This is a genomic window from Pseudomonas sp. Pseusp21, from assembly GCF_059492145.1.
Window position 1 is genome coordinate 2,937,845 of sequence record NZ_CP168520.1, and the last position, 14,368, is coordinate 2,952,212.

At 61.4% G+C, this 14,368-nt stretch carries 16 protein-coding genes; 6 read left to right on the top strand and 10 right to left on the bottom strand.

The features are described from left to right. The first annotated feature begins 21 nt into the window (after window positions 1-21). The 6 genes from ACEN93_RS13310 to ACEN93_RS13335 all read left to right on the top strand — a co-directional run bounded on the left by ACEN93_RS13310 (window position 22) and on the right by ACEN93_RS13335 (window position 7,167). Window positions 22-1,329 (top strand): AAA family ATPase, encoded by a 1,308-nt coding sequence (locus ACEN93_RS13310; protein WP_064382206.1) that lies wholly within the window; start codon window positions 22-24, stop codon window positions 1,327-1,329. Next, on the top strand, window positions 1,322-1,912 hold the full coding sequence (locus ACEN93_RS13315; protein ID WP_084777013.1) for a retron system putative HNH endonuclease: 591 nt from the start codon (window positions 1,322-1,324) through the stop codon (window positions 1,910-1,912). Before ACEN93_RS13310 ends, ACEN93_RS13315 begins: the two co-directional genes overlap by 8 nt. Before the next feature lie 102 nt (window positions 1,913-2,014). Beyond that, window positions 2,015-2,257, top strand: a complete 243-nt coding sequence (locus ACEN93_RS13320) for an exodeoxyribonuclease VII small subunit (RefSeq protein ID WP_007894317.1) — start codon at window positions 2,015-2,017, stop codon at window positions 2,255-2,257. After that, complete coding sequence (gene ispA, locus ACEN93_RS13325) at window positions 2,254-3,141, top strand: (2E,6E)-farnesyl diphosphate synthase (protein ID WP_007955546.1); 888 nt, start codon at window positions 2,254-2,256, stop codon at window positions 3,139-3,141. The genes ACEN93_RS13320 and ispA overlap by 4 nt, the downstream gene beginning before the upstream one ends. Window positions 3,142-3,232: 91 nt before the next feature. After that, on the top strand, window positions 3,233-5,131 hold the full coding sequence (gene dxs / locus ACEN93_RS13330; protein WP_039771911.1) for a 1-deoxy-D-xylulose-5-phosphate synthase: 1,899 nt from the start codon (window positions 3,233-3,235) through the stop codon (window positions 5,129-5,131). Window positions 5,132-5,283: 152 nt separating this feature from the next. Continuing rightward, the gene (locus ACEN93_RS13335) at window positions 5,284-7,167 is read left to right on the top strand and encodes a TonB-dependent receptor domain-containing protein (RefSeq protein ID WP_495611499.1); all 1,884 of its coding nucleotides are present in this window, start codon (window positions 5,284-5,286) and stop codon (window positions 7,165-7,167) included. A 111-nt stretch (window positions 7,168-7,278) separates the two neighbouring features. On the opposite strand, the gene ACEN93_RS13340 is transcribed toward ACEN93_RS13335, so the two are convergent. From ACEN93_RS13340 to ACEN93_RS13385, 10 genes are all read right to left on the bottom strand, one after another. Next, window positions 7,279-8,079 (bottom strand): cobalamin-binding protein, encoded by an 801-nt coding sequence (locus ACEN93_RS13340; RefSeq protein WP_495611500.1) that lies wholly within the window; start codon window positions 8,077-8,079, stop codon window positions 7,279-7,281. Continuing rightward, window positions 8,079-8,498: an MFS transporter gene (locus ACEN93_RS13345; RefSeq protein ID WP_085668095.1), complete on the bottom strand. Its 420-nt coding sequence runs from the start codon at window positions 8,496-8,498 to the stop codon at window positions 8,079-8,081. The genes ACEN93_RS13340 and ACEN93_RS13345 overlap by 1 nt, the downstream gene beginning before the upstream one ends. Next, on the bottom strand, window positions 8,495-9,112 hold the full coding sequence (ribA, locus tag ACEN93_RS13350; protein ID WP_007955551.1) for a GTP cyclohydrolase II: 618 nt from the start codon (window positions 9,110-9,112) through the stop codon (window positions 8,495-8,497). The genes ACEN93_RS13345 and ribA overlap by 4 nt, the downstream gene beginning before the upstream one ends. 132 nt (window positions 9,113-9,244) lie before the next feature. Next, complete coding sequence (locus ACEN93_RS13355; protein ID WP_495611501.1) at window positions 9,245-9,970, bottom strand: substrate-binding periplasmic protein; 726 nt, start codon at window positions 9,968-9,970, stop codon at window positions 9,245-9,247. Between the two features lie 28 nt (window positions 9,971-9,998). Further along, window positions 9,999-10,502, bottom strand: a complete 504-nt coding sequence (locus ACEN93_RS13360) for a phosphatidylglycerophosphatase A family protein (protein ID WP_011336134.1) — start codon at window positions 10,500-10,502, stop codon at window positions 9,999-10,001. Continuing rightward, window positions 10,499-11,464, bottom strand: coding sequence for a thiamine-phosphate kinase (gene thiL, locus ACEN93_RS13365; RefSeq protein ID WP_039771919.1), 966 nt, complete (start codon window positions 11,462-11,464; stop codon window positions 10,499-10,501). The genes ACEN93_RS13360 and thiL overlap by 4 nt, the downstream gene beginning before the upstream one ends. A 27-nt stretch (window positions 11,465-11,491) precedes the next feature. Beyond that, a complete protein-coding gene (nusB, locus tag ACEN93_RS13370) occupies window positions 11,492-11,992 on the bottom strand; it encodes a transcription antitermination factor NusB (protein ID WP_024014489.1) in 501 nt (166 codons plus the stop codon). After that, window positions 11,989-12,465: a 6,7-dimethyl-8-ribityllumazine synthase gene (gene ribH / locus ACEN93_RS13375; protein ID WP_003228649.1), complete on the bottom strand. Its 477-nt coding sequence runs from the start codon at window positions 12,463-12,465 to the stop codon at window positions 11,989-11,991. Before ribH ends, nusB begins: the two co-directional genes overlap by 4 nt. A 91-nt stretch (window positions 12,466-12,556) precedes the next feature. Beyond that, window positions 12,557-13,648: a bifunctional 3,4-dihydroxy-2-butanone-4-phosphate synthase/GTP cyclohydrolase II gene (ribBA, locus tag ACEN93_RS13380; RefSeq protein ID WP_039771922.1), complete on the bottom strand. Its 1,092-nt coding sequence runs from the start codon at window positions 13,646-13,648 to the stop codon at window positions 12,557-12,559. 16 nt (window positions 13,649-13,664) lie between these two features. Then, the gene (locus ACEN93_RS13385) at window positions 13,665-14,327 is read right to left on the bottom strand and encodes a riboflavin synthase (RefSeq protein WP_039771924.1); all 663 of its coding nucleotides are present in this window, start codon (window positions 14,325-14,327) and stop codon (window positions 13,665-13,667) included. Between the last annotated feature and the right edge of the window lie 41 nt (window positions 14,328-14,368).

Consider the following 14,368-nt stretch of genomic DNA (forward strand, 5'->3'; position numbering starts at 1 on the left):
GGAAAAAATAGAGGTACTCCTGTGAAGCTGCGCAAACTGAAACTAAAGGATTTCCGTCGATTTGAAGACATTGAAATCGACTTCCATCCTGAGCTGACGGTCATTGCCGCACGTAACGGGCAGGGTAAAACCACAATACTTGAAGCCATTGCCACCGCGCTCGGGCCATTTGTCGGCGCATTCGATATGGGCAAATCCAAGCACATTGAGCGAACCGATGCTCGTTACGTTCGTCTCGGCAACAGCTTCGAAAACGAACAGAGATTTCCAGTCATCATTGATGCTGTCCTCGATGATCCCGCCATCCAATGGCAACGAGCACTGCATGGCCCCAAAAGCCGTACGACTACAAAAGAAGCCACCTCACTGGCCAACTGGGGCAAAAACCTTCAAGAGTTAGCACGAACCAAGGCTGCAACTGCTTTGCCGCTAATCAGCTATTACCCAGCTGGACGCCTTTGGATCACACACAACAACAGCTCACGAAAAGCGGTGGTTAGTGCCAGCAGAACCATGGGGTATGAAGACTGCCTGTCTTCTGCATCAAATTTTGTGCAAATGCAGCAATGGATGCGGAAGGCGACAATGGCTTTGCTTCAACAACAAGAGTTGCCGGGTTACGAGCAATCGGATCTGAAGCCAAGAATCACCGGCATTCAAAATGCAGTAAATCTGGTTCTGGAGAATGAAGGCTGGAGTAACTTTCACTACAGCCTTGGCTATGAAGATCTCGCAATGTCTCATCCTGATCATGGGCTTCTGCCAATCAGCCTGCTGAGTGATGGCGTTCGAGCGATGATTTCATTGACTGCCGACATGGCATTTCGCTGCGCGCGCCTGAATGGTCAGTTTGAGGATCAAGCCCCATTGCTCACAGAAGGTATTGTTCTGATCGACGAGGTCGATTTGCATCTACATCCTGCCTGGCAACAACAGGTCCTGGCAGCACTGCGCAAAGCGTTCCCGAAAATTCAGTTCATCGTTAGCACACATAGTCCTCAGGTCTTGACGACGGCGAATCGTGAGCAGATCCGTGTCATTCACAAGGACGAGCAAGGCTGGGTTTCAGAACAACCGGCTATGAGTCCCTTGGCACAGGAATCCGGAGATGCGTTGGCGGGCGTCATGAATGTCAACACCCGCCCTCCGATGGCGATCGTTGAAACTGCCCACGCGTACGAACAATTGTTCCGGGATGGTGCCGGTAACAGCCCAAAAGCTACCCAGTTGAAACAGGAACTGGATAACGCTGGTTACGAAATCTCCGAGGCTGACATGACGCTCTGGACGTTCCTCGCGGCGCAGGTCAGGAAGACGCGTAATGATTGAGTTGACTCACAACCCCGCTCCCCCAAAAGCACTGCTGGATTTCAACGAAACTTATCCCGGCGCGGGACCAGATGATTTTGATGGAGAGGCTTTCCGCCCGGTGAAGAAAATCGTGAAGGCGAGCCTCCATAATGATCAAGGTGGACTTTGCGTTTACTGTGAAATGCCGCTGCAACCCGACACAGGTCAAATTGACCACATCAAGCCCAAGCGCGGTAGTGATGGCCACCCTCACTTGACCTTCTCTTACACCAACTATGCACACGGGTGTATCCGGTCAGACGGATGTGGCCAGCGAAAAGGAGATCGGCTTCTCCCGATTGAGCCCGCTCCCGGTTGCAATGAGCAGTTCTCTTTATCGTCAGATGGTTCACTGGAACCCATGCCCGATCTCAACAGGAGAAATAGGCATTTGGTTCGTCAAACGCGAGATATGCTTGGGCTCCATAGTGCAGCACTCATTCGAGAACGGGAAAAGTGGATAAAAGCGTTCGTCAGCTTGCTCAAAGAACACCCGCAATTGGCGAGAGACTTTCTGAAACAAGCGCCTTTCCGTCATATTTTGCTCAGGTTAATCAGCTAGCGCCTTCGCCATTTCAAGGCTTTGACCCGCCCCGCTCATTTGCCCATACCCCCCCTATCTGCTAGTGTCGCGCCGGTTTAACGTCAACCGGAATTAGCCGCCATGGCCCGCAAAAAAGCTGCACTGGATTTCGAACAGTCCCTCGCCGACCTGCAAACGCTGGTGGAGCGTCTGGAGAACGGTGAATTGTCGCTGGAAGACTCGCTGACCGCTTTCGAGCAAGGCATCGGCCTGACCCGTGACTGCCAGGCGGCGCTGGCCCAGGCCGAGCAGAAAGTCCAGGTGTTGCTGGAGCGCGATGGCGAACTCGCCGAGGAACCCTTCGACGCGGATCAGCCAGAATGATTGCAGCGTATTCGGCCACCAGCCAGGCACGGGTCAATGCGGCACTGGAAACCCTGTTCAACGCCCCGCTGCCAGAACTGGCGCGCCTTTATGAAGCCATGCGCTACAGCGTGATGAACGGCGGCAAGCGCGTGCGTCCGCTGCTGGCCTACGCGGCATGCGAAGCCCTCGGCGGCAAGGCTGAACAGGCCAACGGCGCGGCGTGTGCGGTTGAGCTGATTCACGCGTATTCGCTGGTGCACGACGATTTGCCAGCGATGGACGACGACGATCTGCGTCGTGGCCAGCCGACCACTCACAAGAAATTCGACGAAGCCTGCGCAATCCTCGCCGGTGACGGCTTGCAGAGCCTGGCGTTCAGCGCCCTGCTCGACCCGCGTCTGAGCGACCTGAGCGCGGACATCCGCCTGCAACAGGTCACAGCGCTGGCGCACGCGGCGGGCCCGGCCGGCATGGTAGGCGGTCAGGCCATCGACCTCGGTTCGGTCGGCCTCAAGCTTGATCAGAAAGCGCTGGAACAGATGCACCGGCACAAGACCGGCGCGCTGATCGAAGTCAGCGTCAAGCTCGGCGCCCTGGCCAGCGGCCGTGCCGAGAGGGATGAACTCAAGTCCCTGCAGACTTATGCACAGGCCATCGGCCTGGCATTCCAGGTCCAGGACGACATCCTCGACGTCGAAAGCGATACCGAAACCCTCGGCAAACGCCAGGGCGCCGACATTGCCCGTGACAAGCCAACTTACCCGGCCCTGCTGGGCCTCGACGCGGCCAAGGCTTACGCACTGGAACTGCGCGATCAGGCCCTGCACGCGCTGCGACCGTTTGACGCGGCTGCCGAGCCGTTGCGCGATCTGGCCCGGTATATCGTCGACCGGCGCAACTGAAGGCTTATCTGCCAAAAAAGACCAACGCGTGGGCAGGGGGCGATGCATCAGGTAAACTGCCGCATCTTTTATACCTATAACGATTCGCCTGATGCCCACGACGTTTCATGAGATTCCCCGCAAGCGCCCGACCACGCCCCTGCTCGACCGCGCTAATACGCCGGACGGCCTGCGCCGGTTAGGCGAAGCCGAGCTGGAAACCCTGGCTGATGAGTTGCGCCTGGAATTGCTCTACACGGTCGGCCAGACCGGTGGGCATTTCGGTGCCGGCCTGGGCGTCATCGAGCTGACCATCGCGTTGCATTACGTCTTCGACACCCCGGACGACCGGCTGGTGTGGGACGTCGGTCATCAGGCTTATCCGCACAAGATCCTCACCGGTCGTCGCGAGCGCATGGAGTCTTTGCGCCAGAAGGACGGCATCGCCGCCTTCCCGCGCCGCTCCGAGAGCGAGTACGACACATTCGGCGTCGGCCACTCCAGCACCTCGATCAGCGCAGCGCTGGGCATGGCCATCGCCGCCCGCCTGCAGAACAGTGATCGCAAGGCGATTGCGGTGATCGGCGACGGTGCACTGACCGCCGGCATGGCGTTCGAGGCGCTGAACCATGCGCCGGAAGTCGACGCCAACATGCTCGTGATCCTCAACGACAACGACATGTCGATCTCGCGCAACGTCGGCGGGCTGTCGAACTATCTGGCGAAGATCCTTTCCAGCCGCACTTACGCGAGCATGCGTGAAGGCAGCAAGAAAGTGCTGTCGCGCCTGCCCGGCGCCTGGGAAATCGCCCGTCGTACCGAAGAATATGCCAAGGGCATGCTGGTCCCTGGCACCCTGTTCGAAGAACTGGGCTGGAACTACATCGGCCCGATCGATGGCCACGACCTGCCGACCCTGATCGCCACCCTGCGCAACATGCGCGATCTGAAAGGCCCGCAGTTCCTGCACATCGTCACCAAAAAGGGCAAAGGCTTCGCCCCGGCGGAAGTCGACCCGATCGGTTACCACGCCATCACCAAGCTCGAACCGCTGGACGCCCCGGCCGCTGCGCCGAAAAAGGCCGGCGGGCCGAAGTATTCCGGCGTGTTCGGTGAATGGCTGTGCGACATGGCCGCTGCCGACCCGCGTCTGGTGGGCATCACCCCGGCGATGAAGGAAGGCTCGGATCTGGTGGCGTTCAGCGAACGCTTCCCGCTGCGCTACTTCGACGTGGCGATTGCCGAGCAACACGCCGTGACCCTCGCTGCCGGCATGGCCTGCGAAGGCGCAAAACCGGTGGTGGCGATCTACTCGACATTCCTGCAACGCGGTTACGACCAGTTGGTGCATGACGTCGCGGTGCAGAACCTCGACGTGCTGTTCGCCATCGACCGCGCCGGTCTGGTGGGCGAAGACGGCCCGACCCACGCCGGCAGCTTCGACCTGTCGTTCCTGCGCTGCATCCCGGGCATGGTCATCATGACCCCGAGCGATGAAAACGAACTGCGCAAAATGCTCACCACCGGCCACCTGTACAACGGCCCGGCGGCGGTGCGCTATCCACGCGGCAACGGCCCGAACGCGACCATCGAAAAAGACCTCGAACCGATCGAGATCGGTAAGGGTGTGGTGCGTCGTCAGGGCAGCAAGGTCGCCCTGCTGGTGTTCGGCGTGCAAATGGCCGAAGCCCTGAAGGTCGCCGAGACGCTGGACGCGACCGTGGTCGACATGCGTTTCGTCAAGCCGATGGACGAAGCGCTGGTGCGCGAGATTGCCAACAGCCACGATCTGCTGGTAACCATCGAAGAAAACGCGATCATGGGCGGCGCTGGTGGCGCGGTCAGCGAATTCCTCGCCCGCGAGAACATCCTCAAGTCGGTGCTGCACCTGGGCTTGCCGGACGTTTACGTCGAGCACGCCAAGCCGGCGCAGATGCTGGCCGAGTGCGGGCTGGATGAGGCCGGGATCGAAGCGGCGGTGCGTGAGCGCCTGGAACTGCTTAACCGCTAACTCGCTGGATAAACGCAAAACCCCATGTGGGAGCGGGCTTGCTCGCGAAAGCGTCGGATCAGTCGATGATGAGTTGACTGACAAACCGCCTTCGCGAGCAAGCCCGCTCCCACATTTGATTTGTGTACACCTGAAAGACCTATGGAATACCGATGAACCTCTCGCGCGTCGCCCTGCCCCTCCTGCTGCTGCCATCCGCCAACACCCTCGCCGACACCTTCGAACGCGACCAGGCCCTGAAGCTGCCGGACGTGCTGATCAGCGCCAACCGCCAGGTCGAAGCGCGCAACGACAGCAGCGCCGCCAGCACCGTGTTCACCCGCGAAGACATCGAACGCCTGCAACCGCGCAGCGTCACCGACCTGCTGCAGCGGGTGCCGGGCGTGCAAGTGGCGCAAACCGGCGGGCGCGGCAGTCTGCCGGGGATCTACATTCGTGGCACGCAATCGGCGCAAAGCCTGGTGCTGGTCGACGGCCAGCGCATCGGCAACTCCACCTCCGGCGACAGCAACCTGCAACACCTGAACATCGAGCAGATCGAGCGCGTGGAAGTGCTGCGCGGTTCACGCTCGGTGATTTACGGCAGCGATGCGATTGGCGGGGTAATTCAGATCTTCACTCGGCGCGGCGGCGAACAGGGCTTGCAGCCGCGGATGCATGTGGGCTTCGGCAGCCACCAGACCTGGGAGCGCAGTGTCGGCCTCTCCGGCGGCGATGAGAAAACCCGCTTCAACCTCGGCGCCAGTCTCGATGAAACCGCCGGGATCGACCGCACCCACGAGTCGTATCCCAGCGACAGCGATCACGATGCCTACCGCAACAGATCCATCAGCCTGAGCCTCAGCCATGCGCTGACCGATGACATCGAAGTCGGCGCCAACCTGCTGGATAACCGTGGCAAAAGCGAGTTCGACAACCCGTTCGGCCGCTTCGACCCGGAGACCTTCGACTCTGTGCAGCAGCAACCGTACAGCGATTTCACCGTCAGCAGTTTCAGCAGCTACATCGACGCGCGGATCAACGAGCGCTGGAAGTCGCGCCTGGAACTCGGCCATAGCGAAAACCGCGAGAAGTCCTTCGACAAGCTCAGCGACGAACGCTCGGTGTTCAACACCTACCGCGACTCGGTGACCTGGCAGAACGACCTGACCCTCGATGCGCGCAACAGCCTGATCCTTGGCGGCGACTGGTACGAAGACCGCATCAACAGCAGCACCGCGTTCGACGAAGACAGCCGCTGGAACCGCGCAGCCTTCATCCAGCATCGCTTCCAGGCGGACAGCTTCTCCACCGAACTGGGTCTGCGTCGCGATGACAACCAGCAGTTCGGCGGCCAGAACAGCTGGAGCGGCACGCTGACATTGCCGGTCAACCCGGACAACGATCTGCTGCTCAGCTACAGCGAAGGCTTCCGCGCGCCGACCTTCAACGATCTGTATTACCCGGACTTCAGCAACCCCGACCTGAAACCGGAAACCTCGAAAAGCTACGAGCTGCAATGGCGCAGCCAGTTGAGCGACAGCAGTCGCCTCGAAGCCTCGTTGTATCGGACCGATCTGGAAGACGCGATCATCTTCGGCAGCAACTCACGCCCGGAAAACGTCGCCTCGGCGCGGATCAACGGCTTCGAAGCAGCGCTGAAACAGGAGCTGTTCGGCTGGCAGAGCAACCTCGGCGTGGCGATCATCGATCCCCGCGACCGCGACACCGGCCACACCCTGGCACGTCGTGCCCGTCGCACCCTGAGCTGGGATCTGGACCGACAGTTCGATCGCCTTGGCCTCGGCGCCAGTTGGCAGGCCGTTAGTAGCAGTTATGACGACCTGAACAATCAGCAACCATTGGGCGGTTATGCACTACTCGGATTGCGCAGCAGCTGGGCGCTGAACCGCGAGATCAAACTGGATTTCAAGGTCGACAGCCTGCTGGACAAGAGTTACAGCCGGGCGCTGTACAGCCATGACGGCAGTCAGTTTGGCTATCGCGAGGAAGGTCGGGCGTTCATGTTCGGCGTGACCTGGACACCGCAGCTTTGATTTGAAGTTTTTAGCGATTTGACTGGCCCCTTCGCGAGCAGGCTCGCTCCCACATTTGCAGTGCGGTCCCCCTGTGGGAGCGAGCCTGCTCGCGAAGAAGTCACACCGGTTTCAACGGTCAGGCGCGATCAACTGGCAGAGCTTGGCGGTGGCATCAATCATCTGGCCGCTGGGTCTTTCGAGGCCTTTGTCAGTGACCCGCAGCAGTTCCCCCTGCGTCACTGCCGCCACCTGTGGCCAGGACTTCCACGCTTCGAGCTGCGCCTGATCACTCGCCAGGATCACCTCGGGATTGCGCTGCAGCACCGCTTCAATACTCACCTGCGGCGCCGGCAGGCGCAGGTCGCCGAACACATTGCGCGCGCCGCACACTTCAAGCGCATCGCTGATGATCTGCCCGCCACCGACGGTGTACAGCGGCTTGTCCCAGACCTGGTAGAACACCCGCAGCGGTACTTCGCGGCGGTAGCGCTGGCGCAGCTTATCGAGTTTTTGCCGCAACTCGCTGGCCCGCGCGATCCCACGCTCAGGACGACCGAGCTGTATCGCGATGCCCTCAATCTGCGCAGTCAGCTGTTCGAGACTGTGAGGCTCGGCAACGAACGTCGGGATGTTCAGACGCTTGAGCTGATCCCGCTGGGCCGGGCCAACACTGCCGGGCCATAGCAGCAACAAGTCAGGTTTGAGGCTGAGCAGCCGTTCCATGTCGAGCTGGCCGTAACGGCCCACCGAAGGCACGTCCTTGATCGCGGAAGGACGCTCACCGGCATCCAGCACGCCGACCAGCAGATCGGCCGAATCCAGTTCAACCACGATTTCAGACAGGGATGGCGCGAGGCTGACCACCCGCAGGGCGGCCAGCGTTTCACCGCTGACGGCCAGCAGCAGAACCGCCAGCCAGAGACGCCGCATCAGGCGAGTTGACGCGGGATACGGTAGAGGTAGAACAGCACCGCCGTGGACAGCGCCAGCAACATCAGCGGCACCGCTTCAAGGCCGACGAACACCGCCAGCGCGCCGATCCATGCCGGCAGCGCCGCGACCACGAATGCACTGCGAAGGCAGGCCGCCAGGGCGATCCAGGCAGCGGGTTCTTCAGGGGTATCGAGGGCTTTTTGCGTGGCGATCAGCGCATGTTTGTAGCGCCCGAAAAACTTCAGGCTGACAAACATCGACGCCACGCCAGCGATAAACAAAGGCATCGCCAAGACCGGCAGGATCGCATCGCCCTGGCCGAACACTCCGTTGATCACGAACAGCGGCAACAGCGCCAGTGCCAGGTATTTCCACCAGGCGATCGACAGACGGCGCCGCACTTGCCCGCGGGTCACGCCCGGTCTACCTCGCCCTGATGCTCGTTGCCCATCATGTGGTCGAGCTTGCTGGCCTTGGTCGCCAGATAGAGTTTGTTGTGCGGATTGTGGCCGGTGTGCAGCGGCACGCGCTCGGCGACGACGATGCCCATGTCGGTCAAGGCTTTGACCTTGCGCGGGTTGTTGGTCATCAGACGCAGGGATTTGACGCCCAGATGCTCAAGCATCGGCAGGCACATGGCGTAGTCACGCTGGTCGGCGGCAAAGCCCAGACGCTCGTTGGCTTCAACGGTGTCGGCGCCGCCGTCCTGCAATTCGTAGGCACGGATCTTGTTCAAAAGACCGATGCCGCGCCCTTCCTGACGCAGGTACAGCAACACGCCACGGCCTTCGCGAGCGATGGCCTTGAGGGCGCCTTCGAGTTGCGAACCGCAGTCGCAACGCTGGCTGAACAAGGCATCGCCGGTCAGGCATTCGGAGTGCAGACGGCCGAGTACCGGGGCACCGTCGGCAATCTCGCCCAGGCTCAGCACGACGTGCTCGCGGCCGGTGGCTTCGTCGAGAAAACCGTGCATGGTGAATTGCGCAAAAGGCGTTGGCAGCTTGGAAGCGGCGACAAAAACGACAGGCACCGGTGTGCTCCTGATCTGAAAAGTCCGAGATTCGCTGGGCGGCATTGTAACAGCAGGTTCCCAGAGGCGCTTAGGCTGAATTATCGGGGATAACTATCAAAAAGTTTGATGACAGGCTCGTCGCTATCGCCTTTACTCGAACGGATACGGCTGCTTCCAGCGCTCGAAGATCGGCTTCAACTCGCCGCTTTTCACCAGTTGCTCCATGCGCTGGTCGTAGATCGACATCAGCGCCCGGCCTTGCGGGGTGTCGGCGAAGCCGAGGTACAGCGGCAACTCGGCCAGATGCGAATAACGGTATGGCGAAGGATCGGCGGCGTTTCGCAGCACCGCTTCGATTTCCGTCAGCGCATCGATGTAGTAATCCGCCCGCCCCTGCTTGAGCATCGACAGGATCCCGGTGCGGCGCTCGATCTGGTTGAAGCGTTTGACGTTCGGCAGATAGGTTTCGTAGCGATAGCCGCGCACCCAGGCCAGTCGGTACTTGCCCAGCGTTGCCTGGGTTGGCGGCGGATTGCTGGCCAGGCCGAGCGCGTAGATGTGGTCGGAATCGAAATTCCATTTCGGGTACAGCACCTGCTCGGCTTCGCCGCGATAGGAGCCGACCAGTGCGTCGGCTTCCTTCAACTGCACCAGCCCGACCGAGCGCGTGTAGGGCACGGTGCGAATATCCAGGGTCACACCGGCCGGCTCGAACACTTTGCGCAACACGTCCCAGCCCAGGCCATGACCATCGGCGGCGGTGTAGTCTTCCCAGTCTTCGCTGGCCAGGTGAATGACCGACGGCGGTGCGTCCTGTGCCTGGGCCATGGCGCCAAGCAAGGCCAAAACCACTATCGCCAACCAGCGTCGAGTCATCCCTGCGTCCCTCATCCACGCCTGGAAATCAGGCGAAAACCCACACCAGTCCCTGCATCGCCAGCCACGCGAACACGCCGGCCAGCACGTCGTCGAGCATGATGCCGACGCCGCCGTGAACATGCCGGTCGATCCAGCGGATCGGCCACGGCTTGAGAATGTCGAAGAAGCGGAACACCAGGAACCCGGCCAGCAACCAGTACCAGCCTTCCGGCACCAGCCACAGGGTGATCCACATCCCGACCATTTCGTCCCAGACGATGCCTTCGTGGTCGTGCACCCGCAGATCGTCCGCCACTTTGCCGCACAGCCAGAAGCCGAACAGCATGGTGATCCCGAGCATCAGCCAGTAACCCCAGTCCGGCAGCATTTGCCACAACGGAATAAAGGGTAGCGCAACTAACGAGCCCCAAGTGCCCGGCGCCTTGGGCAAGGTGCCCGAGCCGAAACCGAACGCGAGGAAATGCCAGGGATTGCGCCAGACCGACGGCGGAACGAATTCGGCCGGAACCTGTTTCGGGTGATCTGTCACGGTGACTCCTGAAAATGTTGATAACCCCGGATTTGCGGGGTGATGTCGTGCCCGTCGCGATCCAGCAGCACCACGCCCTGGCCCTGCGTCACACGACCGATCACATGGATCGGCCAGCCATCGGCGAGCAGCGCCGGCAACTCGACGGCCGGCAGGGTGAAGGCCAGCACGTAGTCATCGCCACCGCTCAACGCCGCACGTTCGGCGCCGCGTTGACCGAGAAACGCCACCAGCGCCTCCGACAACGGAACGCGCTCGCGCTCGACTTCGAGGCGGACCTTCGAGGCCAATGCGATGTGACCGCAATCGGCGAGCAGCCCATCGGAGATGTCCAGCGCCGAAGTGGCCTTGCCACGCAGGGCCTGACCGAGAGCGAGTTGCGGTTGCGGCGACCAGTAATGATCAAGCAGCGGCTGGGCGATGTGTGGTTCGGCGTCTCGCTGACCCAGCACCAGCGGCAAGGCCCCGGCGGCATTGCCCAGCTCACCGCCGACACACAGCAGATCGCCCGGCTGCGCGCCGCTGCGGGTCAGCGCTTTGCCAGCCGGGACACGGCCGAACACGGTGACGGTCAGGCTCAACGGCCCGCGCGTCGTGTCGCCGCCCACCAGTGCCACGCCGCAGCCCTGCGCCATGCGGTTCAAACCGCGGGCATAGGCTTGCAACCAATCGGCAGTCACCGTCGGCAAGGTCAGGGCAAGGGTAAAGGCGACGGGCGTGGCGCCCATGGCAGCGAGGTCGCTGACCGCCACGGCCAGCGAGCGCTGACCGAGCAGAAACGGATCGCAGGGGTCGGCGAAATGCACACCGGCCACCAGCGTATCGGTGGAAACCGCCAGCTGTTCCCCGGAAGGGACCGCCAGCAAGGCGCAGTCGTCACCGATCCCCAGTGCAACGCCTTCGCCGCCCTGCGCACAAGGCGCGGCGGCGAAGAAATTGCGGATCAGCTCAAACTCGCCCATGGCTGAGAAAAAGTATTCAAGCGCCGATCAGCGCTTGAACGCCTTCACTTCAGCTTCACGCAGGCGCGGAGCCAGCTTGTCGAGCACGCCGTTGACGAACTTGTGGCCGTCGGTCGAACCGAACACCTTGGCCAGCTCGATACCTTCGTTGATCACAACGCGGTACGGCACGTCGACGCGCTTGAGCAGTTCCCAGGTGGACAGGCGCAGAACTGCCAGTTCAACCGGGTCCAGCTCTTCGATCGCCAGGTCCAGGCAAGGCGTGAGCGCGGTGTCGATTTCAGTCTTGAACTGGGGAACCCCGTGGAGGATTTCGCGGAAGTAAGCCCCGTCGACATCGGTGAAATCGTTATCGACCCGGAACTGCGCTTCGATCTCGTTCAACGACTGCCGAGCCATGTGCCACTGATACAGGGCCTGGGTCGCGAGCTGACGGGCTTCGCGGCGCTTGGCGCTTTTCGATGGCTTGCCGGCATCCGCAGGTTTCGGATCGCGCGGGTTGAAACGATCGCTTTCGTCGCTAATCACTTGGCCTCCAACTGCGCCAGCAGGCTGACCATTTCCAGAGCGGACAGGGCAGCTTCAGCACCTTTGTTGCCGGCCTTGGTGCCGGAACGTTCGATGGCTTGCTCGATGGAATCAACGGTCAGGACGCCGAAAGCGACCGGTACGCCGAATTCCATGGACACCTGGGCCAGGCCCTTGGTGCACTCGCCCGCCACGTATTCGAAGTGCGGAGTACCGCCACGAATGACCGCGCCCAGGGCGATGATTGCTGCGAACTCGCCTTTCTGGGCGACTTTCTGCGCAACCAGCGGGATTTCGAAGGCGCCAGGTGCGCGGATGATGGTGATGTCGCTTTCGCTCACGCCGTGGCGAACCAGGGCATCAACTGCACCGCTGACCAGGCTTTCAACCACGAAGCTGTTGAAGCGGCCCACTACCAAAGCGTAGCGGCCTTTAGGGGCGATGAAGGTACCTTCGATGGTCTTCAGGGTCATTCGTCAGATCTCTTAAAGAGCCGGGACGCGTCTGTTTCGCGTCCCTCAGTGATTTATTTGCCGCGAATACAGGGCCGGAAACAACCGGTCATTATTCGGAGGGCACGTATTCTACAACTTCCAGATCGAAACCGGATATCGCATTGAACTTCATCGGTGCCGACATCAAGCGCATTTTGCGCACACCGAGGTCACGCAGGATCTGCGAACCGGCACCGACGATGCTGTAGGTGGTCGGTTTTTTCGGTGCGGCCTGATCGCCGGTTTCGCGGATGTGCGCCAGCAACACGTCGCCATCCAGTGGATGACCGAGCAACAGCACCACACCGCTGCCGGCCTCGGCAACCGCAGCCATGGCGGCGCGCAGGCTCCAGCGGCCCGGTTGCTTGACCATCAGCAGGTCGCGCAGCGGGTCCATGTTGTGCACGCGAACCAGGGTCGGTTCTTCGGCGCAAACGGTGCCCAAGGTGAGTGCCATGTGCACGTCGCCTTCCACGGAGTCACGATAGGTCACCAGGTTGAATTGGCCCAGTTCGCTGTCCAGCGGCTGCTCGGCAATCCGCTGAACGGTACGTTCGTGGATCATCCGGTAGTGAATCAGGTCGGCGATGGTACCGATCTTGATGTTGTGTTCAGCGGCGAAGGCTTCCAGCTCGGCGCGACGGGACATGGTGCCGTCATCGTTCATCACTTCGCAGATCACGCCGCTCGGCTCGAAACCGGCCATGCGCGCCAGGTCGCAGGCGGCTTCGGTGTGGCCAGCGCGCGCCAGGGTGCCACCGGCCTGGGCCATCAGCGGAAAAATGTGGCCCGGGCTGACGATGTCTTCGGCCTTGGCGTCTTTCGCGGCGGCCGCTTGCACGGTGCGCGCACGGTCAGCGGCGGAAATGCCGGTGGTCACGCCTTCGGCCGCTTCGATCGAGACGGTGAACTTGGTGCCGAAACCGGAACCGTTGCGCGGAGCCATCAGCGGCAGCTTCAGGGTTTCGCAGCGCTCGCGGCTCATCGGCATGCAGATCAGGCCACGGGCGTATTTGGCCATGAAGTTGATGTGCTCGGCCTTGCAGCATTCGGCGGCCATGATCAGGTCGCCTTCGTTCTCGCGGTCTTCGTCATCCATGAGAATGACCATCTTGCCTTGGCGGATGTCTTCAACCAGTTCTTCGATGCTATTGAGCGCCACAAGGCACCCCCTTCAGTCAGGATTTGAGGTAGCCGTTGGCGGCCAGAAAGCTTTCAGTGATGCCGCCGGACGTTGGCTCTGAAGCCTTGTCGCCCAACAGCAGACGCTCCAGATAACGCGCCAGCAGGTCGACTTCCAGGTTCACCCGGCGACCTGGCTTGTAGGACGCCATGATGGTTTCGCTCAGGGTGTGCGGGATGATCGTCAGCAGGAATTCGGCGCCATCGACCGCGTTCACGGTCAGGCTGGTGCCGTCGACGGTGATCGAGCCTTTGTGGGCGATGTACTTGGCCAGCTCTTTCGGCGCGCGGATGCGAAATTCCACGGCGCGGGCATTGTCGCTGCGCGAAACCACTTCGCCGACACCGTCGACGTGACCGCTGACCAGATGGCCGCCGAGACGGGTGGTCGGGGTCAGGGCTTTTTCCAGGTTGACCGGGCTGCCGCTTTTCAGGTCATTCATGGCGGTGCAGTCGAGGGTTTCGCGACTGACGTCGGCGGCGAAGCCGTTGCCCGGCAGTTCAACCGCAGTCAGGCACACGCCGTTGACCGCGATGCTGTCGCCGAGTTTGACGTCGCTCAGGTCGAGCTTGCCGGTTTCGACATGCACCCGCACATCACCGCCCTTTGGGGTCAGTGCGCGGATACTGCCGATGGATTCGATGATGCCGGTAAACATGGGGTTCTCCTTGAGAACGAAGCCAGCGCTAACGCGATGGC

What these genes read in the sequence shown, in the direction of transcription:
- ispA (WP_007955546.1), top strand. Translation starts at nt 2,254, where the DNA reads ATGATTGCAGCGTATTCGGCCACCAGCCAGGCACGGGTCAATGCGGCA.
- ACEN93_RS13335 (WP_495611499.1), top strand. Translation starts at nt 5,284, where the DNA reads ATGAACCTCTCGCGCGTCGCCCTGCCCCTCCTGCTGCTGCCATCCGCC.
- ACEN93_RS13320 (WP_007894317.1), top strand. Translation starts at nt 2,015, where the DNA reads ATGGCCCGCAAAAAAGCTGCACTGGATTTCGAACAGTCCCTCGCCGAC.
- ACEN93_RS13340 (WP_495611500.1), bottom strand. Translation starts at nt 8,079, where the DNA reads ATGCGGCGTCTCTGGCTGGCGGTTCTGCTGCTGGCCGTCAGCGGTGAA.
- thiL (WP_039771919.1), bottom strand. Translation starts at nt 11,464, where the DNA reads ATGGGCGAGTTTGAGCTGATCCGCAATTTCTTCGCCGCCGCGCCTTGT.
- dxs (WP_039771911.1), top strand. Translation starts at nt 3,233, where the DNA reads ATGCCCACGACGTTTCATGAGATTCCCCGCAAGCGCCCGACCACGCCC.
- ACEN93_RS13315 (WP_084777013.1), top strand. Translation starts at nt 1,322, where the DNA reads ATGATTGAGTTGACTCACAACCCCGCTCCCCCAAAAGCACTGCTGGAT.
- ACEN93_RS13385 (WP_039771924.1), bottom strand. Translation starts at nt 14,327, where the DNA reads ATGTTTACCGGCATCATCGAATCCATCGGCAGTATCCGCGCACTGACC.
- ACEN93_RS13355 (WP_495611501.1), bottom strand. Translation starts at nt 9,970, where the DNA reads ATGACTCGACGCTGGTTGGCGATAGTGGTTTTGGCCTTGCTTGGCGCC.
- ribH (WP_003228649.1), bottom strand. Translation starts at nt 12,465, where the DNA reads ATGACCCTGAAGACCATCGAAGGTACCTTCATCGCCCCTAAAGGCCGC.